The sequence below is a fragment of the Streptomyces sp. MJM8645 genome (assembly GCF_001625365.1).
Classification (GTDB): Bacteria; Actinomycetota; Actinomycetes; order Streptomycetales; family Streptomycetaceae; genus Kitasatospora.
Window position 1 is genome coordinate 3519035 of sequence record NZ_LJJF01000001.1, and the last position, 20966, is coordinate 3540000.

Here is a 20966-nt window from a genome sequence, read left to right on the forward strand (position 1 = left end):
CCGTCACCCTCCCTTCGCTGAGTTGCTGTCGCGGATCGGAACCGAGGTCTGCGGCGGCCCGGCCTGCGGTGGTGGCGCCGGCGTCCGCCCGGCGTGCGCGGCGATGCCCGGCGCGACCGAACCGCCGCCCGCACCCCCGCCGCCGCCACCACCCGCACCGACCGGCCCGCGGTCACCGTGGGTGGTGATGCCCTGCTTCATCAGGTTCGCGGTGCCGTTGATCATCGCCGAACCGGCCGACACCGCACTCGCCCGGGCATGGCGCATGTTCATGATCTCGTCGCCGAAGCCCGGCACGAAGCGGTACACGGCGGCGCTCGCGAAGATCGACAGGAACAGGATCGCCAGCCCCGACAGCACCCGCGCGAAGTCGTCGCTGGCCCCGGCCCCCGACGCCACCGCACCCGCCAGGCCCAGGATGACCACGATGATCGGCTTCGCCAGGTCCACCGCCACCATCACCCCCGCCCACCGGCGCACGTGCTTCCACAGCTGCTTGTCCACCAACCCCGCGTACACCGCCGTACCCAGCAGCGCGCCCACGTACAGCATCGCCGCCCGGATCAGCAGCTCGATCCAGAGCACCGCCGCCGCCAGCACCGCCACCAGCGACACGATGATCAGGATCAACGGACCGCCGCCCATGTCCCCCTTCTCCAGGGTGTCGGCGAACGCGCCCAGGTACGACCCGGTGTCCGACTTCGTCCCCACCGCGATCGCCTTGGTCAGCCCGTCCGTCACGCTCACCACGGTGTAGAGGATCAGCGGCGTGAACGCGGACGCCACGACGGTCAGCCACAGGAAGCCGATCGCCTCCGTGAACGCCGTCGCCAACGGCGCCCCCCGCACCGCCCGCTTCGTCACCGCCAGCAGCCACAGCACCAGCGTGATCACCGTCGACACGGCGAACACCACCGCGTACTGCTGCAGGAACGACGCATTGGTGAAGTCCACCTGCGTCGTCCCGTCGATCGCGCTCGACAACTTCCGCACCACCCAAGCCGCCGCCTGGGCACACCCCTTGGCCAACGACCCCAACGGATCGGCCACACTCCCGATGGCCCCACCGCCCGGGATGACGACCGCGCCATTCGGGGCGCAGCCCGCGTCGCTGCCCGGGATCGGCAGATCGACCTTCTGGCACGTGGGGGTGGCGGACGGCGTGGCCGACGGTGACGGCTCGGCGAACACCCGCTGGGCCGCCAGCAGCGCCGCGACCTGCAAGGCGGCGAACGCGCCCGCCAGCGTGCCCGCTCGGCGTGCGGTGGAGCGGTGTGAGGTCTGGTCAACGGGCATAGCGGAACCCCCCGAGCTGCTGGACGGCGCCGGTGATCTCGTCGGCGGTGGCGGCCTGCTGGTCCCCCGGCATCGGCGCGGGGCCCTGCTTGCTGGTGAAGTCGGTGAGCTTCCAGTCGCTGCCCGTCCAGTGGAGCGAGAGCGTGAGGGTGAACCAGTTCGTCGTCACGGGCTGGACCGAGTGTTCGCCGGCGAGGCCGGTGAGGCCGGTGCACCAGACCTCGACCTTGGCGTCGCCGTCGCTGTAGCCGGTCGACTTGGCGCCGACGGGGACGGTGCGGCTGACGAACGTGAGGCCCTTGGGCGCGCGGCCTTGGGCGTCGAGGCCGTAACGGGCGGCGGTGTCGCCGCCGAACCCCTGGTCCAGGCGGCTCTGGAGGCCCGAGACCGCGCCCGGGTCGGCGATGGTGGCGACGATGGTGTGGCGGCTGTCGGCGCGGAACATGTCGGCGGAGCCGATCGCCACCGCGTAGTTGGCGGCGGCGGACTGGGCGCCCTGGTCGGTGTGCGGGTAGCCGGAGCCGATGCCGTTGGTGGTGGTGCCGACGGGCTGGTCGCCGCTGGGGGCGGGGCCGGCGCCGGCGGGCGCGGTGGGGGCGGCGTGGTCGGCGGAGCGGCCGGTGCTGCCGGGGTCGGGTTTGTCGCGGTTGGCGATGGAGATGGCCACGACGAGCAGGGTGACGACGACGAGGACGGTCAGCAGGGTGCGGAGCGGTCGGGCCTGACGCTGGGTCGGCTGGGAGGAGGGCTGTTCGCCGACCGGCAGCCGCGTACGGGTGTGCGGCTGGTCGTCGGACAACGGCACGGCGGCCCTCCTGGTGCGGGGAGCCGGGGGGCTCCGGGGGCCCTCCGCCGGGGGCGGGCGCGGACGGAGGGTGGGAACGGGGGGTGGACTGCTGGCGGGTGGGCTCGGGGCGGTCCGGACGGGGACCTGGCCCCGGGGCGGGCGGGCCTGGCTACTGCTGTCCGATCGTCAGATCGCCATGCCGTAGACAATGGTGAACAGAGTGCCGAGTGATCCAATGATGAACACGCCGGTCAGACCGGCGACGATCAGCCCCTTGCCCTGTTCGGCGCCGAAGCTGTCGCGCATCGCGGTCGCACCGATCCGCTGTTTGGCCGCCCCCCAGACGGCGATGCCGAGGCAGAGCAGGATGGCGACGGCCATGATGACCTCGACCATCACCCTGGCCTCCGACCCGAGGGTCGCGAACGGGCCCCAGTCCGGGGCGATCCCGCCGATGATGGTGTCGATATTCGGCTTCTTTGGTGGGTCCTCGGCCAGGTGGCCGATCGCGTTCGTGTGCACGCTGCTCAGGTTCATTTCCATCTCACCGCCCGATCAGGCAAATTCAAGGGCCCTGACCCCGCCCGCGCGAAGGGTCGGTACCTATTCTTGGCCAGATCTGATGTCGACTTGGCTACTTCTCGCGGATTGGTCGTGAGGTACCGGGCACGTACGCGAGGATGTCCACCGTACGAAGGATAGCGCTCACTCTTTGTATCTCTGATGATTGCGGTGAGCAACGCCTTCCGGAACACTTCGACTGACGATTCGTCGGGATGGTGCTGATGGTACTCCGGAAGGCCGGTACGGCCGCCGCCGCTGCGGGAGTTGTGACGTTCGGGTTGATCGGTTTGGTGACGGTGGGGACGTTCGCGGCGAGTGGGACGCCGCAGCAGTCGGCGAATCGCGCCGCACTCTCGCCGGGGACGGTCCCGGCGGCGTTCCAGGCGCCGATCCAGCAGTGGGGCGCGCTCTGCCCGGAGATCTCGCCGCCGATGCTCGCGGCACAGCTCTACCAGGAAAGCGGTTTCGATCCGAAGGCCCAATCGGGCGTCGGGGCACAGGGAATGGCGCAGTTCATGCCCGATACCTGGGCGGCGTACGGCACGGATGCCAATGGGGACGGCAAGAAGGACGTCTGGGACCCGCTGGACGCGATCGCCTCGGCGGCCACCTTCGACTGCGCGCTCGCGAAGGACGTCGCCAAGGTCCCGGGCGACCGGCAGGCCAACCTGTTGGCCGCCTACAACGCCGGCCCGTACGCGGTGACCAAGTACAACGGGGTGCCGCCGTACAAGGAGACCCAGGGCTATGTGAGGAACATTCAGGCGATGGCCCGCAGCTTCACCGTGCCCACGGCGCCGGTGGAGGTGTCCGGGCAGTCGGCCGCGGCGATCTACTTCGCGCAGAGCAAGCTCGGGACGCCGTACCTGTGGGGCGGGGAGGGGCTGCCCTCGCAGAACGGGCGGTTCGACTGCTCGGGCCTGACCCAGGCGGCGTACGCCAGCGTGGGCATCACGCTGCCCCGGGTGGCGAACGACCAGTGGTACGCCGGCCCGCACCCGTCGCGCTATCAGCTGCGGCCGGGCGACCTGGTGTTCTGGGCGACGGACCTGAACGATCCGCGGAGCATCCACCACGTCGGGATCTACGTCGGCGGCGGCTACATGATCAACGCGCCGCACACCGGCGCGGTGATCCGCTACGACAAGATCGACACCAGGGAGTACATCGGCGCGACCAGGGTCACCTCGGACGGCGCCCAGGCGCTGCCGGCCCGCAACGCGGACGGTTCCGTGAGCGCCCCGAGCCGCCCGGGCTCGACGACGCCGACCGGCCCGACCAGCCCGACCGCGGCGACCACCCCTTCGGCCCCGGTGGCCCCGGCAGCCCTGGCGAGCCCCAGCAGCGCCGCCACCCGGCCCGCCGCCGGACCGCCCGCGGCCGCCGCGCCACCCGCCCCGACCGGCCCGGACCCCGCCGGGGCGGGGCGGCCGGCGGCGAGGAACTGAGCCGCCCGTGGCCCCGAGGTGTGAGTGCCCTGTGGACGCTGAGTCAAGTTTCCATAACCGCGCGTTTCCGTGGAACGCTGTGCCCCGGCGATGACGTTGATCCCGATGGCCCACCGTCAGCTTCCCGCGCCGGGAAGGGCCCCGACCGGATCGAACAGCTGCAGCGGACCAGAAGGAGGTGCGGCGTGTCGACGCCGCTTGCCGACACGACCAACCCCGACCTCGGCCTGCTCTACGCCGTCAACGGACTGGCCAAGCGCTCCCCGCAGTGGCTGGACCACCTGGTCTCGTGGATCGGTGAGTACGGCATCCTGATCGGCCTGGCGATGCTGGGCCTGGTGGCCTGGCTGCAGGCGAGACGCCGCCCGGACGCGCCGGTGGCCGTCGCCGGGCTGCTCTGGGTGCCGCTCTCCGTCGCCATCGCCGAGCTGGCCAACCTGCCGATCGCCGCGATCGTGAACCGCCCGCGCCCGTTCGTCGACCACAGCGGGCTGCTGGTGCTGGTGGACGGCAAGGCCGGCACCCACTCCTTCGTCAGCGACCACTCGACCATGACGATGGGCGTGGCGGTGGCGCTGTTCCTGGTGAACCGGCGGCTCGGCTGGATCGCCGGGGGCCTGGCCCTGTTGCAGGGCTTCTGCCGGATGTTCATGGGCGTGCACTACCCGACCGACGTGATCGGCGGCTTCGCGCTCGCCGCCGCGGTGGTGCTGCTGCTGGCACCGATCGCGATGGCGGTGCTGGTCCCGCTCTGCCACGCGCTGGGCCGGACCGCCCTCGCCCCGCTGATCCGGGCGCCGGAGCGGGCCGGCGCCGGCCCGCGCGGCCGGCGGCGCGGGCGCGAGCGCGGGGCGGTGCGTTCCGAGGAGCAGCCGCCGGAGTCCGATCTGGCGGCGTGAGCCGCCCGGCCCGGCTACCCCGGTCCGCCGCCGCTCTCGGCGAGGGCGAGGTGGTCGTCCCCCTCGCGCCGGGCCAGGTCGCGCGAGCGGCGGGCCGGTGAGAACCAGCCGCAGCTGCAGGTCGCGAAGGCGAAGGAACCGCGCTCGCTGACCGCGACACGGTGTTCGGGCATCCGGGCGGTGCCGGGGAAGGCCGGCAGCTCACTGTGCACGTGGTTCACCGTAACGCGCCGGGCGCCGGGCGCGCGATGCCGTCCGCAAGACCTCTTCCGCGTAACCCTTCGCGGCTCAACTCGTTTGCCCGGAAAGAGCTCTGTTCACCTGGTGGTGTCGGCAGGGCAGTCAGGCCCGAGGGGGTTGTCGCGAGGATGAAGATGACCGACCAGCAGCGTGGCGGACGGCCGGGGCGCCGTCCGCTGCCGCATCTGCGTTCGGCGGCCGGGGCCGCCCTGCTCGCCGCCGCCCTGGCCGGCCTGTCCGCCGGCTGCGCGGCCGGCTCCGGGGGCGGCTCCTCCGACCGGCAGTCGGGTGCCCCCGACCAGCTCGCCGCGGACCCGCTGACGGCGGTGCGCAACAGCGCCGACATCACCGGCCGCACCGGCTCCGCGCACACCGCCACCGAGTTGGTCACCGAGTCGTCCGAGAAGAAGGCCGTCTTCACCGGGACGGGCGGCTACGACTACGTGAAGCGGATCGGCCGGCTGGAGGTCCAGGTGCCGCCGGGCGCGGCGACCACCGGGAAGATCGTCGAGGTGGTCCTGCCGGGCACCGTCTACCTGCAGAACAGCGGCGCCAAGGTGCCCGAGGGCAAGTGGGTCAAGCTGGACGTGCGCCAGCTGCCGGACGGCAACCTGGTCAGCAGCGGCGCCACCGACCCGGCCTCGGCGGCGGGCGCCCTGCGCGGGGCGCAGAAGGCGGACGCGGTCGGCACCGAGACTGTCGACGGGGTGGCGCTGCACCACTACCGCGGCACCCTGGACCTGGCCAAGGCGGCCGACGCGACCGGCGGCCGCGGCGGGGACGGCCTGCGGATGGGGGCCCAGACCTTCACCGTGAAGGAGGTCCCGTACGACGCCTGGCTGGACGACCAGGGCCGGCTGCACAAGGTGGTCGAGGTGTTCACCTTCGCCGGGGTGGCCGGTTCGAAGGAGGCCAAGGACCAGGTGAAGGTGACGTCGACCACCTCGGTGACGGACTTCGGCAAGCCGGTGGAGGCGGCCGAGCCGCCGGCCTCGGACATCTACGCGATGAAGCCCTCGGAGAGCCCGAAGTAGGCCGCCGGGGCAGGGCTCCGGCGCCGGGGCGAACCGGGGCGCCGCCGGAGCGGGTGGCCGCCCGGGGAGCGGCGGTCACCCGTTTCGGCGGCGCCGAGATGGCCCGTCCGTGCCATGTGGACGGGCTCCGAAGTGCCTAGGCTGGACGTCGGGTGGCTGCCGCCCGGGCTGGCGAGGCACTGAAGGGGTGGTGCAGGTGGTGTCGTCCACGGGCGGCCGCAGCGGCGGCCACGACGACGCGGCCCTCGACGAGATCGATCTGGCCGGCGAGCTGATGATCGCCGCGACGGCCAGCACCAGCGACCGGCTGCCGACCGAGCGGATCGACGAGGTGCTGCTCGACCGGGCCGAGCCTGGGCGGGCCGACGGCGAGGCCTGGCGGCAGGCCGACGGTTAGGTCGCTCCCGGCCCAGGGACGTTCGCGGCTGGGGGTGTTGGCGGTCCGGACCCGCGCGCCCGGCCCGGACCAGGCCCGGCCTCAGCTGCGCAGCAGCCGAGCGATCGCGGCCGTGGCCTCCGCGACCTTGGCGTCGAGTTCGGCGCCGCCCTCCTCGGCGGCGGCCGCGACGCAGTGCCGCAGGTGCTCCTCCAGCAGGGACAGTGCGAAGGACTGCAGCGCCTTGGTTCCGGCCGAGACCTGGGTGAGCACGTCGATGCAGTAGACGTCCTCGTCGACCATGCGCTGGAGGCCGCGGATCTGGCCCTCGATCCGGCGCAGCCGCTTGAGGTGGGCGTCCTTCTGGGCGCTGTAGCCGTGCGGGCCGTGCCCGCCCTGATGTCCTGCGGCGGCCGCGGGGACGGCGGGTGCGTCGGCCTGCGCGTCGGTGCCGTGCCCGTGGTCCGGCTCGGTGCGCGCTTGCGTCGTGGTCATCGGCCCGCCTTCGTCTGGATGCCTGGTGGCTGCGTCGGCCACCAGTGTCCAACACCGGGGCCGTCCGTGGTGTTCCGACGGCCGACGCGGCATGTGCCGAAGGGTTCGGGACGGGTTCCGGACGGTCTGCGAACGGGCTGCGACCGGGCTGCGGGCGGCCCGCCGCGCGGTTCACCCGTCTGAGCGGCGCCCCCGTCTTCCGTACGTACCACGGGGACAATCCGGGCGAGGTTCCGTCAGACTGGGGGCTCACGTCCGCACCTGGGTGTGCGGTCCGGGTCAGCTGGTGCGGCAGCCGAACGGAAGAGGAGGTTCCGCCTCCACCATCACCACCCCGTTTGCACGATTGCGCTTGGTTGCACCTAGCATCGTTCAGTCCCTACCCCGCACATCGGAGATTTCCGTGCGTTTTAGCCTGACCCCGAAGGAGACGAGCTTCTACGACATGTTCTCTGCCGCCGCGGAGAACCTCGTCGTCGGTTCGAAGCTCCTGCTGGAACTGCTGGGATCAGACGTGTCGGCCCGCGCGGAGATCGTCGAGCGCATGCGCGCCGCCGAGCACGCCGGGGACGACACCACCCATGCCGTGTTCCACCAGCTGAACTCGTCCTTCATCACGCCCTTCGACCGCGAGGACATCTACAACCTCGCCTCGTCGCTGGACGACATCATGGACTTCATGGAGGAGGCCGTCGACCTGGTCGTCCTCTACGACATCCAGACGCTGCCGAAGGGGATCGAGCAGCAGATCGAGGTGCTGGCCCGGGCCGCCGAGCTCACCGCCGAGGCGATGCCGAACCTGCGCAGCATGTCGAACCTCACCGAGTACTGGATCGAGGTCAACCGGCTGGAGAACCAGGCCGACCAGATCCACCGCAAGCTGCTCGCCCACCTGTTCTCCGGCCAGTACGACGCCATCGAGGTGCTCAAGCTCAAGCAGGTCGTGGACGTTCTTGAGGAGGCGGCGGACGCGTTCGAGCACGTCGCCAACACGGTGGAGACCATCGCCGTCAAGGAGTCCTGACCCTCGTGGACATGGCAGCACTCATCGCCGTCGTCGGCGTTGCGTTCTTCTTCACCTACACCAACGGCTTCCACGACTCCGCGAACGCGATCGCCACCTCGGTCTCCACCCGGGCGCTGACCCCCAGGGCCGCGCTGGCGATGGCCGCGGTGATGAACCTGGCCGGTGCCTTCCTCGGCAGCGGCGTGGCGCACACCGTCTCCCAGGGGATCATCGAGACCCCCACCGGCGACCGGGGCATGGTGATCCTGTTCGCCGCACTGGTCGGGGCGATCGCCTGGAACCTGGTCACCTGGTACTTCGGTCTGCCGTCCTCCTCCTCGCACGCGCTGTTCGGCGGCATGGTGGGCGCGGCCATGGCCGGCGGCATCGACGTGATCTGGGGCGGCGTCCTCGACAAGATCGTCATCCCGATGATCGTCTCGCCGGTGGTCGGCCTGGTCGGCGGCTTCCTGGTGATGCTGGCGATCCTGTGGATCTTCCGCCGGGCCAACCCGCACAAGGCCAAGCGCAACTTCCGGGTCGCCCAGACCGCCTCGGCCGCCGCGATGGCGCTGGCGCACGGTCTGCAGGACGCGCAGAAGACCATGGGCATCGTGGTGATGGCCCTCACCATCTCCGGTCACCACTCCGGCGAGGGCATCCCGGTGTGGGTGAAGATCTCCTGCGCCACGATGCTCTCGCTGGGCACCTACGCGGGCGGCTGGCGGATCATGCGGACGCTCGGACGCAAGATCATCGAGCTGGACCCGCCGCAGGGCTTCGCCGCCGAGGCCACCGCCGCGACGGTCATGTACGTCACCTCGTTCGTCTTCAAGGCGCCGATCTCCACCACCCACGTGATCACCGCGGCGATCATGGGCGCGGGGGCCACCAAGCGGATCCGCGCGGTGCGCTGGGGCGTCGCCAAGAACATCGTGCTCGGCTGGTTCATCACGATGCCGGCGGCCGCCATCGTCGCAGCGCTGGTGTACTGGTTCGCCCACCTGTTCTGGGGCTGACCGGCCCCGCACGTGACAGGGCCCGCCCCCACATCTCGGGGGCGGGCCCTTCTTCATGCTCCACGGCGGCACCGCCATGCAGCACCGCGGAGCAGCCTGTGTGCTCGCCGTTCGCCTCCGGACACCGCGGTCCGTCGGCCGGTGGCGGGGGTACGGCCTAGCCGAAGCGGCCGGAGATGTAGTCCTCGGTCGCCTGGACCGACGGGTTGGAGAAGATCCGCTGGGTGTCGTCCAGCTCGACCAGCTTGCCCGGCTGGCCGACGCCGGCCAGGTTGAAGAAGGCGGTGCGGTCGCTGACGCGGGCCGCCTGCTGCATGTTGTGGGTCACGATGACGATGGTGAACTGCGACTTCAGCTCGCCGATCAGGTCCTCGATCGCGAGGGTGGAGATCGGGTCGAGCGCGGAGCAGGGCTCGTCCATCAGCAGGACCTGCGGCTCGACCGCGATGGCGCGGGCGATGCACAGCCGCTGCTGCTGGCCGCCGGAGAGGCCGGCTCCCGGCTTGTTCAGCCGGGTGTGGACCTCGTTCCAGAGGTTGGCGCCCTTCAGCGAGCGCTCGACCACCTCGTCCAGGACGGACTTCTTGCGCACGCCCGCGAGCTTGAGGCCGGCGATCACGTTGTCGTAGATCGACATGGTCGGGAACGGGTTCGGGCGCTGGAAGACCATGCCGACCGAGCGGCGGACGGCGACCGGGTCGACGTTCGAGGCGTAGAGGTTCTCGTCGTCCAGGAGGACCTTGCCCTCGACCCGGGCGCCGGGGATCACCTCGTGCATCCGGTTGAGGGTGCGCAGGAAGGTGGACTTGCCGCAGCCGGAGGGGCCGATGAAGGCGGTCACCGAGCGGGGTTCGATGCTCATCGAGATGTCCTCGATGGCCTTGGTGGTGCCGTAGTAGGCGGACAGTCCGCTGACGTCGATGCGCTTGGCCATGATCGTTGCTTCTCTCGTCTGTCTTCGTACGTCAGTCGGTCAGTGTCCGCCCTTGGGCGAGCGCCAGCGTGCGATGCCCCGGGCGATGAGGTTGAGCCCCATCACGAAGGCGATCAGCACCAGCGCGGCGCCCCAGGCGCGGGCGTAGCCGAAGTCGTTGTTGACCACCGAGTACTGCTGCCAGATGTACATCGGCAGGGACTGCTGCGGTCCGTCGAACGGGTTGCTGTTGATGGCGTCGGCGCCGAAGACCAGCATCAGCACCGGGGCGGTCTCGCCCGTGATGCGGGCGACCGCCAGCATCACGCCGGTGGTGATGCCGCCGATCGCGGTGGGGAGGACGATCCGCAGGATGGTCTTCCACTTCGGCACGCCGAGCGCGTACGAGGCCTCGCGCAGCTCGTTCGGGACGAGCTTGAGCATCTCCTCGGTGGACCGGACCACGACCGGCATCATCAGGATCGCCAGTGCGAGGCTGCCCGAGAAGCCCGAGTAGCTGAAGCCCAGGGCGATGTTCCAGAGCGAGAGGACGAACAGACCGGCGACGATCGACGGGATGCCCGTCATGACGTCGACGAAGAAGGTGACGGTCTTGGCGAGCGTGCCGCGGCCGTACTCGACCAGGTAGACGGCGGTCAGCAGGCCCACCGGGGCGGCCATCGCGGTGGCCAGGGCGACCTGCTGCATGGTGCCGAGCAGCGCGTGGTAGATGCCGCCGCCGGGGCCGGAGGCGATCACGCCCTTCATCGAGTGGCTCAGGAAGTTCCCGTTCACCACGCCGATGCCCTGCTGGATCGTGTAGACCGTCAGGGAGATCAGCGGGACCACGGCCAGGATGAAGGCGACCCAGACCACCGAGGTGGCGAACCGGTCCTTGGCCTGGCGGCGGCCCTCGACCTGGGCCGAGACGCCGTAGCTGATCAGCAGGAACAGCACGGCCGAGATCAGGCCCCACTGCAGGTGGCTCTCCAGCCCGCCGACGGCGCCGATCCCGCAGCCGAGCGCGATCGAGCCGACCGCGACGGCGGCCGGGGCCCACTTGGGCAGCCGGTTGGCGGTCAGCGACCGGCTGAGCGGCCGGGCGTCGGCCGTGACGGAAGTCGTTGCCGCGGTCATGCGTTGGCCCCCGAGTACTCCTTGCGGCGGGCGATGATCAGTCGCGCGGCACCGTTCACCAGCAGGGTGATGACGAACAGGACGAGGCCGGAGGCCATCAGGGCGTCGCGCCCGTTGTTGCCGGCCTCGGCGAACTTCAGCGCGATGTTCTGCGCGAAGGTGCCGCCGCCCGCGTCGAGGATGTGCAGCGAGAGCACGTTGCTCGCGGACAGCACCACCGCGACGGCGATGGTCTCGCCGAGCGCGCGCCCGAGGCCGAGCATCGAGGCCGAGATGATGCCGGGGCGGCCGAACGGCAGCACCGCGGTGCGGATCATCTCCCAGCGGGTCGCGCCGAGCGCGAGCGCCGCCTCCTCCTGCATCCGCGGCACCTGGCGGAACACCTCGCGGGAGACCGCCGTGATGATCGGCAGGACCATGATCGCCAGCAGGATGCCGACGGTGAACAGGTTGCGCGGGGTGCCGGACTTGGTCTGGTCGAAGAGGTACGTCCAGCCGAGGTACTGGTTGAGCCAGCTGGTCAGGCCGTCCATGTGCGGGACCAGGAAGAGCGCGCCCCACAGGCCGTAGACGATGCTGGGGACGGCGGCGAGCAGGTCGACCAGGTAGGCGAACGGCTGGGCGATCTTCCGCGGCGCGTAGTGCGAGATGAACAGCGCGATCCCGATGGCCACCGGGACGGCGATCGCCATCGCGATGACGGCGCTGACGAGGGTGCCGAAGGCCAGGACGGCGATGCCGAAGACCGGCTTCGTGGCGTCCGGCGTCCACTCGAAGGTGGTGAGGAAGTTGCCCTCGTTGGTGCTGAGCGCCAGGACCGCGCGCCAGGCCAGGAAGCCGGCGATCGCGGCCATGATGACCAGCAGCAGGACGCCCGAACCGCGGGCGAGGTTCATGAAGATCTTGTCGCCGAAGCGGCTGTCGCGCGGTCGGCGTTCCCTGCCTCGCGGGGCGGCAGGGGAGGATGAAGTCATTGTCTACTCCGGTCTGGTGGTGCCGCCCCGGAAGGGGGACGGCACCATGGCGGCGGTGCCCCGGACGTTCGTGCTGGGTCGGTGCGTTCCGGTGGGACGACCCCGGCCCCCCTCGCTCACGGGGCCGTCCCACCGGTGCTCCTGTCGGGTCAGGCCAGGGAGGAGACGGCGGCCTTGACCTTGTCGCTGATGGCGGCGGGGAGCGGGACGTAGCCCTTGTCGCCGATCGCCTTCTGCGCGGCGTCGCTGACCGCGTAGGTCAGGAAGGACTTGAGGTTGTCCAGGTTCTCCGGCTTGTTGCCCTTGTCGCAGGCGATCTCGTAGGTCACCAGGATGATCGGGTAGGCGTTGTCGGCCTTGGTCCCGTAGTCCAGGGAGAGGGCGAGGTCGCCGTCGGTGCCCACGACGGTGGAGGAGGCGAAGGTGAGGGCGGCGTTGGCCGCGGTCGCCTCGACGGGCTTGGCCGCACCGGTGGCGATCTTGGCGCTCTTGAGGTTGTTGCTCTGCGCGTAGGACAGCTCGGCGTAGCCGATGGAGTTCTTGACCTGCTTGATCTGCGCGGAGACGCCGGCGCTGCCCTGGGCGGACTGGCCGCCCTTGCCCTTCCACGCCTTCTCCGGCGCCGCGGTCCAGGCGCCACCGGAGGTCTTGGCGAAGTAGGAGGTGAGGTTGTAGGAGGTCCCGGAGTCGTCCGAACGGTGGACGGTCTGGATCTCGGCGTCCGGCAGCTGCACGCCCGGGTTCAGGGCGGCGATCGCCGGGTCGTTCCACTTGGTGATCTGCGAGTCGAAGATCTTGGCGGAGGTCGGGCCGTCCAGGACCAGGTTGTCGACGTTGTCGACGTTGTAGACCAGCGAGACGAGACCCGCGACCAGCGGCAGGTCGATCGCCTTGCCACCGGTGCAGACCGTCTTGGAGGCGTCGACGTCGGCGGGCTTGAGCGCGAAGTCGGTGCCGGCGAAGGCGACCTTGCCCTGGTTGAACTGCTGGACACCGGCGCCGGAGCCGCCACCGCTGTAGTTGACGGTGGTGCCGGAGCAGGACGCGCCGTAGGTGGTCTTCCACACGTCGATCGCGTTGGCCTGAGCCGTCGAGCCCGCAGCGAGCAGCGTCCCGCCCTTGCCACAGTTGACCGCGGCGGCCGAAGCGGAGCCGCTGGAGCCACCGGCGGCCTTGGCGCCGTTGTCGTCCGAGCCGCAGGCAGCGAGCGACAGCGAGCTGACGAGCGCCATGGCACCGATGGCGAGGGCCTTGGAGCGGCCGTTCCGCTGGAGCTTCACAGGGGTGTCCCTTTCTGTGGCATTGCCCGTCGCGCGGGCCGTGCGAGGACGGCGGAGCGCGGGTTCTGCTGTGGTCCGGGGCCCGTTCGGCCCTCCGGTAAACCCGAAGTTAGGCCGGGTAGGTGACACGACAGCCGGTCACAAGTGAACGGAGAGTGAACCTCGAAAGGATGACAGGAAACTACGTCAGGTAGTCACGGTTGCGTCACGGCAAGGGCGCGACGAGATCACTTCCACCGTTCCTTCACCGATGGAGACCGCTCGTCCCTCACCGATGGTGACCGCTCGCCCGTACGGGCTTCGCACCCAGGATCGCCAGCAGGGCGTCGACCAGCAACCGGTCGCGGTCGTGCGTCAACCGGGCACGGGCCTTCCCGGCGGGCAGCCACTCCAGCCGGTCCACCTCGCGGTTCGGCCGGAACGCCCCGCTCGACGGCACCGCCGCCCAGTAGCGCACCTCCTTCGGCCGGCCCTGCGCCAGGTAGTGCTGGGCTGGCAGCTCCGGACCGAGCAGGCAGGCGAACCCGGTCTCCTCGCGCACCTCGCGCAGCGCCGCCGCGACGACCCCCTCCCCCGGGTCGAGCTTGCCCTTCGGCAGGCTCCAGTCGTCGTACTTGGGCCGGTGGATCACCGCGATCCGCGGCCGCCCCAGCCGGCCGCTCTTCTTCGGCCGGCCCGGCAGCCACAGCACCGCGCCCGCCGCCAGGATCACCCGGGCGTGCCCCGCCCCGGTCGCGGCCGCGTCCACTGCCGGCCCGGTGCTCAGGCGATCGCGCAATTCAGGCCGTCCGTGGTGCGGGGGAATGCCCCCAGCCCTCGGCAGGGGGGAGGTCCGGCCAGCCGTCCGGGCCGGGCGGGAGGTCGGGCCACCGGCGGCCGAAGGCGTACCGCGCCGCCTCCACCTCCAGTCGCTGATCAGCATGCACCACGCCCAGCACGTAGGCGGTCGCCGGGGTGATCCGCGGGGTCCGCGCGGCGGTGGCCGCGGTGACCGCGGCGTCCGCCGCCTCCTGGTGCCGGCCCAGCACCCCGTCCAGCTCGTCCAGTTCGGCGGACCCGCGACCGCACACCTCCAGCGCGTACCGGGCCCGCTTCACCAGGATCCGCGTCCGTGCCCACGGCGCGTCGTCGGCCGCCAGCGCCGTGTCCGCGTCCACCGCGCCGCGCGCCGCCGGGACGGCGCCCAGCCGGCGCAGCCCGTCGCCGCCGTACGGCGTGGCGGCCCGGTGCAGCGGCAGCTGCTGGGCGCTCGCCGACAACGCCGTGAACGCGGCGGCCGCCTGCGGCAGCAGCACCGCCGGCGCCCGGCCGCCCGCCGACTCCAGCAGCGGGGCATCGCCGACCAGCAGCGTCATCCGGTCCGCCAGCGCGTGCAGCCGGGCCGACCGGAGCTCCTGGAGCACCGAGGAGTGCGCCCTGGTCCGGGCCAGGGTCAGCTGCCGGTCCAGCAGCGCCCGCGCCTTGGGCGCCCCGACGTGCCCGGCCAGCATGCCCGTCCCGTCCGGATCGCTGCCGCTCAGCGAGTCCAGCGCGCCCAGCAGCCGGGCCGAACGGCGGACGTAACCGGGCTCCAGCGCCAGCAGGTTGAGCAGCCAGCGCAGCTCGGTGCGCGACTCCTGGGCCCAGGCCTGCTCGAAGACGGAGCCGAAGGTGTGCAGCAGCCCGCCGATCCGCCGGACCGCCCGCAGCAGGTCGGCGGTGCCGGCCGCCGGGACGACCGCGGCCGTCCCCGGTCTGGCGCCGACCTCGCCCACCGTCAGCGGCAGGGCGCGCAGGAACGCGCCGGCCTGGGCGGTGAGGTGGCTGGAGAGGATGTCCCCGGCGGTCGTGGTGGCGGCCGCCTGGGCCGTCATCGGCGCATCGGTCATGGCGTGGTAGATCCCCGTTCCCCCGGGTTCGTCCCCCCGGGGCTGGTGGCCGACCGCTGGAACCGGTCCCCTGCGGTTCCAGCGGCTCGCATCAGTGGTCGCGTCAGCGCGAGGCGGCGGCCCGGCGGCGCAGGCGCGAGTCGATCAGCAGATCCTGGACGTGCCGCAGCGGCCGGCCCTCGGCGTCCTGCGAGTGGCGGGTCCACGTGCCGTCCTGCCCCAGGTGCCAGGACTCGGTCTCGTCCGACATCCCGAGGTCGATCAGGCCGGACAGCTCGGCCCGGTGGGCCGGGTCGGTGATCCGCATCAGCGCCTCGATCCGGCGGTCCAGGTTGCGGTGCATCATGTCGGCGCTGCCGATCCAGACCTCCGGATCGCTGTTGTTGCCGAACACGAAGACCCGGGAGTGCTCCAGGAAGCGGCCCAGGATGCTGCGGACCCGGACGTTCTCGCTCAGCCCCGGCACGCCCGGCCGGATCGCACAGATCCCGCGCACCCAGACGTCGACCGGCACGCCGGCCTGCGAGGCCCGGTACAGCGCGTCGATCACGGCCTCGTCGACGATCGAGTTGACCTTGAGCTTCACGTACGCCGGCCGGCCGGCCCGGTGGTGGGCGATCTCGTTGTGGATCCGGGAGACCAGCCCGTCGCGCAGGCCGCGCGGGGCGGTCAGCAGGCGGCGGTAGGACTCCCGGCGCGAGTAGCCGGACAGCCGGTTGAAGAGGTCCGAGAGGTCGGCGCCGACCTGCGGGTCCGAGGTCAGCAGCCCCAGGTCCTCGTACAGCCGGGCGGTCTTCGGGTGGTAGTTGCCGGTGCCGACGTGCGAGTAGCGGCGCAGGGTGTCACCCTCCTGCCGGACCACCAGCGACAGCTTGCAGTGCGTCTTCAGCCCGACCAGGCCGTAGACCACGTGGCAGCCGGCCTCCTCCAGCTTGCGGGCCCACTTGATGTTGGCCTGCTCGTCGAAGCGCGCCTTGATCTCGACCAGGACCAGCACCTGCTTGCCCGACTCCGCCGCGTCTATCAGCGCGTCCACGATCGGCGAGTCGCCGGAGGTGCGGTACAGCGTCTGCTTGATCGCCAGGACGTCCGGGTCGGCGGCGGCCTGCTCCAGGAAGGCCTGCACCGAGGTGGAGAAACTGTCGTACGGGTGGTGCAGGAGGACGTCCCGCTCGCGCATCGCGGCGAAGATGTCCGGCTGGGACGCCGACTCGACGTCCGTCAGCCCGCGGGCGGTGCCCGCCACGAACTTCGGGTACTTCAGCTCCGGGCGGTCCAGTTCGGCGATCCCGAACAGACCGGTCAGGTCGAGCGGACCGGGCAGCGGGAAGACCTCCGCCTCGGTGATGTTCAGCTCCCGCACCAGCAGGTCCAGGATGTAGGGATCGATCGACTCCTCGACCTCCAGCCGCACCGGCGGGCCGAAACGCCGCCGCATCAGCTCCTTCTCCAGGGCCTTGAGGATGTTCTCGGTGTCGTCCTCCTCCACCTCCAGGTCCTCGTTGCGGGTCACCCGGAAGGCGTGGTGGGCGAGCACCTCCATGCCCGGGAACAGCTCCTCCAGGTGCGCGCCCATCACGTCCTCCAGCGGGACGTAACGCTGCGGCGAGGCCTCCAGGAAGCGGGCCAGCGACTGCGGCACCTTCACCCGGGCGAAGTGCTTGTGCCCCGACACCGGGTTGCGCACCACCACGGCCAGGTTGAGCGAGAGCCCCGATATGTACGGGAAGGGGTGCGCCGGGTCGACCGCCAGCGGGGTGAGGACCGGGAAGATCTTCTGCCGGAACAGGGTGTGCAGCCGGGCCTGCTCCTTCTCGGCCAGCTCCGGCCAGCGGACCACCTCGATGCCCTCGGTGGCGAGGTCCGGCAGCACCTCCTGCTGGAAGGCGGCGGCGTGCCGCGCCATCAGCTCACGCGAGCGGGTCCAGATCAGGTCCAGCACCTCGCGCGGCTGGAGGCCGGACGCGCTGCGCTGGGCGACGCCCGTCGCGATCCGGCGCTTCAGCCCGGCCACCCGGACCATGAAGAACTCGTCCAGGTTGCTCGCGAAGATGGCGAGGAACTTGGCCCGCTCCAGCAGCGGGATCCCTGGGTCCTCGGCCAGTTCCAGGACCCGCTCGTTGAACGCCAGCCAACTGCGCTCGCGGTCCAGGAAGCGGCCCTGCGGCAGTGCGTCGAACTCCTGCTCGTCCTCGGCCGGCAGCTCGGGCGGTATCCCCAGCGCACCGGACATCCTGGCCGGCGGGGACAGCGAGGCAGAGACGGGGCGGGGGATGCTCATGGGCTCCAGCTCCTCCAGCAGCAGGACGTCGTCCGGACGCGAATGGCTCTGCGGGCCGTCGTCCTCGCCCAGGGCCAACGCCCACCCGCCGGGCGCGGTCCGTACAGGGCCGGCCGGCACGTGGCGGTCGACTCTGCACGAGCGAGACACTACGGACTTCATCCTGTGATCTTCGCGGCAGCAATTGAATCCACGGTAAACACCGCATGGCCAGGAGGAAAGCTGAGTCGGTCGGGGCAAGGGCCGGTGACGTCCGACCCCTTGCCCCGGACCGCCCGGAGCCGCTAGGCCCTGCCCGGTCCTGTAGGTCCTGTCCGGTCCTAGGCCGCCTGGTCCGCGCGGTACTGGACGCGGTACATGAGGTCCACCTCGTGGATGGTGAACCCCAGTCGTTCATATACCCGCACCGCGGCCGGATTGTCGGCGTCGACGTAGAGCAGGACCGTCTCCAGTCCGCACTCGCCGGCGTCCGAACCGGTCAGGTGACGCAGACCGGCAGCGGTCAGGGCACGGCCGAGACCGCTGCCCTGCTCGGCCGGGTCCACCCCGACCACGTAGACCTCGCCGAGCGCCGGCTCGGTGGCGGTGGCCGGGTGCACCTTCGTCCAGTGGAAGCCGACCACCTTGCCGCCCCGGGTGGCGAGGAAGAAACCGGCCGGATCGAACCAGGGCTCGGCCAGCCGCTCGGCCAGGTCCCGCTCCGTCCAGGAGCCCTGCTCCGGGTGGTGCGCGAAGGCCAGCGCGTTCAACCGCAGCCACTCGGCGTCGTCCTCGCCGGGGCGGAAGGTCCGGAGCTCGACGCCCTCGGGGACGGCGACGGCCTCGGTCTGCGCCCCGGTGCGGCGCATCTGCCGCAGCTCGCGGACCAGCTCGGCCCCGTACCGGCCGGCCAGGTGCCGGGCCGCCGGGTGACCGCCGTGCACCCAGAAGTCCACCGCGTCGCGGCCGGCCCGGTGGGCCTGTGCCAGCACCGCGTCCACCAGCGGCCGGGCCAGGCCGCGGCCGCGGGCGGCCGGGTCGACCACCAGCTCGGCGGCGGGGTTGGCGGCGGGATTGGCGGCGGAGCCCTCCTGGACTTCGAGCTGGCCGTAACCGACGGCGGCGGCGTTCTCACTCTCGATGAAGTGGCTCACGCCGGGGCGCGGCGTATCCGAGGAACGCAGCCGAAGCCGGCCCTGCTCGGACACGGCAGCCCGGCCGTCCACCGCCTGGGCGTCCGCCAGAACGCGCAGGGCGCCGTCGCGCTGCTCGGGGCGGAGCACACTGTTCGCAATGACCGCTGTCTGATCGTCCATGCCCCGACGATACGTCACCGGAAATGCAAAGAACCCCCATCCGGTTTCCCGGATGGGGGTTCTCTGTGAATGATTGTTCGGCGGCGTCCTACTCTCCCACAGGGTCCCCCCTGCAGTACCATCGGCGCTGTAAGGCTTAGCTTCCGGGTTCGGAATGTAACCGGGCGTTTCCCTCACGCTATGACCACCGAAACACTATGAAACTGTCAACCGCACCAACCCCGTAGCCAAACGGGTTGGGGTCGTTGTTTCAGAACAACACAGTGGACGCGAGCAACTGAGGACAAGCCCTCGGCCTATTAGTACCGGTCAACTCCACCCCTCACAGGGCTTCCATATCCGGCCTATCAACCCAGTCGTCTACTGGGAGCCTTACCCTCTCAAGGAGGTGGGAGTGCTCATCTCGAAGCAGGCTTCCCGCTTAGATGCTTTCAGCGGTTATCCCTCCCGAACGTAGCCAACCAGCCATGCCCTTGGCAGGACAACTGGCACACCAGAGGTTCGTCCGTCCCGGTCCTCTCGTACTAGGGACAGCCCTTCTCAACACTCCTACGCGCACAGCGGATAGGGACCGAACTGTCTCACGACGTTCTAAACCCAGCTCGCGTACCGCTTTAATGGGCGAACAGCCCAACCCTTGGGACCTACTCCAGCCCCAGGATGCGACGAGCCGACATCGAGGTGCCAAACCATCCCGTCGATATGGACTCTTGGGGAAGATCAGCCTGTTATCCCCGGGGTACCTTTTATCCGTTGAGCGACGGCGCTTCCACAAGCCACCGCCGGATCACTAGTCCCTACTTTCGTACCTGCTCGACCCGTCAGTCTCACAGTCAAGCTCCCTTGTGCACTTACACTCAACACCTGATTGCCAACCAGGCTGAGGGAACCTTTGGGCGCCTCCGTTACTCTTTAGGAGGCAACCGCCCCAGTTAAACTACCCACCAGACACTGTCCCTGATCCGGATCACGGACCCAGGTTAGACATCCAGCACGACCAGAGTGGTATTTCAACGACGACTCCACAACAACTGGCGTTGCTGCTTCAAAGTCTCCCACCTATCCTACACAAGCCGAACCGAACACCAATATCAAGCTATAGTAAAGGTCCCGGGGTCTTTCCGTCCTGCTGCGCGAAACGAGCATCTTTACTCGTAATGCAATTTCACCGGGCCTATGGTTGAGACAGTCGAGAAGTCGTTACGCCATTCGTGCAGGTCGGAACTTACCCGACAAGGAATTTCGCTACCTTAGGATGGTTATAGTTACCACCGCCGTTTACTGGCGCTTAAGTTCTCAGCTTCGCCTGGACGAATCCAAGCTAACCGGTCCCCTTAACGTTCCAGCACCGGGCAGGCGTCAGTCCGTATACATCGCCTTACGGCTTCGCACGGACCTGTGTTTTTAGTAAACAGTCGCTTCTCGCTGGTCTCTGCGGCCACCCCCAGCTCTGACAGCAAGTGCCGTCACCAGGAATGGCCCCCCTTCTCCCGAAGTTACGGGGGCATTTTGCCGAGTTCCTTAACCATAGTTCACCCGAACGCCTCGGTATTCTCTACCTGACCACCTGAGTCGGTTTGGGGTACGGGCCGCCATGAAACTCGCTAGAGGCTTTTCTCGACAGCATAGGATCATCCACTTCACCACAATCGGCTCGGCATCAGGTCTCAGACTATGTGAACGGCGGATTTGCCTACCGTTCGTCCTACACCCTTACCCCGGGACAACCACCGCCCGGGCTGGACTACCTTCCTGCGTCACCCCATCGCTCACCTACTACAGACTTGGATCAGCGGCTCCACCACGTCCCTTTGTCCGAAGACTCCGGGCCGGCTTCACGGCCTTAGCATCACCTGGTTCAGCGTTGGCGCTTCAAAGCGGGTACGGGAATATCAACCCGTTGTCCATCGACTACGCCTGTCGGCCTCGCCTTAGGTCCCGACTTACCCTGGGCAGATCAGCTTGACCCAGGAACCCTTGGTCAATCGGCGCAAGAGTTTCCCACTCTTGTATCGCTACTCATGCCTGCATTCTCACTCGTATACCGTCCACGA

General features: G+C 70.0%; 19 protein-coding genes and 2 rRNA genes (1 of these 21 cut by a window edge). 6 read left to right on the plus strand and 15 right to left on the minus strand.

The window, feature by feature from the left end; genetic code table 11:
* Positions 1-3: 3 nt before the first annotated feature.
* From A6F73_RS15010 to A6F73_RS15020, 3 genes are all read right to left on the minus strand, one after another.
* On the minus strand, positions 4-1296 hold the full coding sequence (locus tag A6F73_RS15010) for a hypothetical protein (protein WP_208869082.1): 1293 nt from the start codon (positions 1294-1296) through the stop codon (positions 4-6).
* Positions 1286-2101 (minus strand): hypothetical protein, encoded by an 816-nt coding sequence (locus A6F73_RS15015; protein ID WP_063348276.1) that lies wholly within the window; start codon positions 2099-2101, stop codon positions 1286-1288. Before A6F73_RS15015 ends, A6F73_RS15010 begins: the two co-directional genes overlap by 11 nt.
* A 168-nt stretch (positions 2102-2269) precedes the next feature.
* Positions 2270-2620: a hypothetical protein gene (locus tag A6F73_RS15020; RefSeq protein WP_063348277.1), complete on the minus strand. Its 351-nt coding sequence runs from the start codon at positions 2618-2620 to the stop codon at positions 2270-2272.
* Positions 2621-2868: 248 nt separating this feature from the next.
* Here A6F73_RS15020 and A6F73_RS15025 point away from each other — a divergent pair, with 248 nt between their 5' ends.
* Both A6F73_RS15025 and A6F73_RS15030 read left to right on the plus strand, forming a co-directional pair.
* The gene (locus tag A6F73_RS15025) at positions 2869-4095 is read left to right on the plus strand and encodes a bifunctional lytic transglycosylase/C40 family peptidase (protein ID WP_079136270.1); all 1227 of its coding nucleotides are present in this window, start codon (positions 2869-2871) and stop codon (positions 4093-4095) included.
* Between the two features lie 185 nt (positions 4096-4280).
* A complete protein-coding gene (locus A6F73_RS15030; protein WP_063348278.1) occupies positions 4281-4994 on the plus strand; it encodes a phosphatase PAP2 family protein in 714 nt (237 codons plus the stop codon).
* A gap of 14 nt (positions 4995-5008) precedes the next feature.
* On the opposite strand, the gene A6F73_RS15035 is transcribed toward A6F73_RS15030, so the two are convergent.
* On the minus strand, positions 5009-5206 hold the full coding sequence (locus A6F73_RS15035; protein ID WP_079136271.1) for a hypothetical protein: 198 nt from the start codon (positions 5204-5206) through the stop codon (positions 5009-5011).
* A gap of 162 nt (positions 5207-5368) precedes the next feature.
* Here A6F73_RS15035 and A6F73_RS15040 point away from each other — a divergent pair, with 162 nt between their 5' ends.
* Complete coding sequence (locus tag A6F73_RS15040) at positions 5369-6268, plus strand: hypothetical protein (RefSeq protein ID WP_063348280.1); 900 nt, start codon at positions 5369-5371, stop codon at positions 6266-6268.
* Positions 6269-6464: 196 nt separating this feature from the next.
* Positions 6465-6665: a hypothetical protein gene (locus A6F73_RS15045; protein ID WP_063351218.1), complete on the plus strand. Its 201-nt coding sequence runs from the start codon at positions 6465-6467 to the stop codon at positions 6663-6665.
* Positions 6666-6746: 81 nt separating this feature from the next.
* On the opposite strand, the gene A6F73_RS15050 is transcribed toward A6F73_RS15045, so the two are convergent.
* Positions 6747-7139 carry a metal-sensitive transcriptional regulator gene (locus A6F73_RS15050; protein WP_063348281.1) on the minus strand — a complete coding sequence of 131 codons (393 nt, stop codon included), beginning with the start codon at positions 7137-7139 and terminating at the stop codon, positions 6747-6749.
* A 403-nt stretch (positions 7140-7542) separates the two neighbouring features.
* Here A6F73_RS15050 and A6F73_RS15055 point away from each other — a divergent pair, with 403 nt between their 5' ends.
* Both A6F73_RS15055 and A6F73_RS15060 read left to right on the plus strand, forming a co-directional pair.
* Positions 7543-8163: a DUF47 family protein gene (locus tag A6F73_RS15055; RefSeq protein WP_063348282.1), complete on the plus strand. Its 621-nt coding sequence runs from the start codon at positions 7543-7545 to the stop codon at positions 8161-8163.
* 5 nt (positions 8164-8168) lie between these two features.
* Complete coding sequence (locus A6F73_RS15060) at positions 8169-9164, plus strand: inorganic phosphate transporter (RefSeq protein ID WP_063348283.1); 996 nt, start codon at positions 8169-8171, stop codon at positions 9162-9164.
* A 157-nt stretch (positions 9165-9321) separates the two neighbouring features.
* Here A6F73_RS15060 and pstB read toward each other — a convergent pair whose 3' ends face one another.
* The 10 genes from pstB to A6F73_RS15110 form a co-directional block, all read right to left on the minus strand.
* Positions 9322-10098, minus strand: coding sequence for a phosphate ABC transporter ATP-binding protein PstB (pstB, locus tag A6F73_RS15065; RefSeq protein WP_063348284.1), 777 nt, complete (start codon positions 10096-10098; stop codon positions 9322-9324).
* Between the two features lie 39 nt (positions 10099-10137).
* A complete protein-coding gene (pstA, locus tag A6F73_RS15070; protein ID WP_063348285.1) occupies positions 10138-11214 on the minus strand; it encodes a phosphate ABC transporter permease PstA in 1077 nt (358 codons plus the stop codon).
* Complete coding sequence (pstC, locus tag A6F73_RS15075) at positions 11211-12188, minus strand: phosphate ABC transporter permease subunit PstC (RefSeq protein ID WP_063348286.1); 978 nt, start codon at positions 12186-12188, stop codon at positions 11211-11213. The genes pstA and pstC overlap by 4 nt, the downstream gene beginning before the upstream one ends.
* A gap of 149 nt (positions 12189-12337) precedes the next feature.
* Entirely contained in the window at positions 12338-13468 is a 1131-nt protein-coding gene (gene pstS, locus A6F73_RS15080) for a phosphate ABC transporter substrate-binding protein PstS (protein ID WP_063348287.1), read from the minus strand.
* 268 nt (positions 13469-13736) lie between these two features.
* On the minus strand, positions 13737-14159 hold the full coding sequence (locus A6F73_RS15085) for an NUDIX hydrolase (protein WP_244293631.1): 423 nt from the start codon (positions 14157-14159) through the stop codon (positions 13737-13739).
* Positions 14160-14247: 88 nt separating this feature from the next.
* Complete coding sequence (locus A6F73_RS15090; protein WP_063348288.1) at positions 14248-15336, minus strand: CHAD domain-containing protein; 1089 nt, start codon at positions 15334-15336, stop codon at positions 14248-14250.
* 103 nt (positions 15337-15439) lie between these two features.
* Entirely contained in the window at positions 15440-17641 is a 2202-nt protein-coding gene (locus A6F73_RS15095; protein WP_244293632.1) for an RNA degradosome polyphosphate kinase, read from the minus strand.
* A 296-nt stretch (positions 17642-17937) separates the two neighbouring features.
* Positions 17938-18912 (minus strand): mycothiol synthase, encoded by a 975-nt coding sequence (gene mshD, locus A6F73_RS15100; RefSeq protein WP_063348289.1) that lies wholly within the window; start codon positions 18910-18912, stop codon positions 17938-17940.
* 75 nt (positions 18913-18987) lie between these two features.
* A 5S ribosomal RNA gene (gene rrf, locus A6F73_RS15105) occupies positions 18988-19104 on the minus strand.
* A gap of 87 nt (positions 19105-19191) precedes the next feature.
* Positions 19192-20966 (minus strand): 23S ribosomal RNA (locus A6F73_RS15110); it runs 1346 nt beyond the window's last position.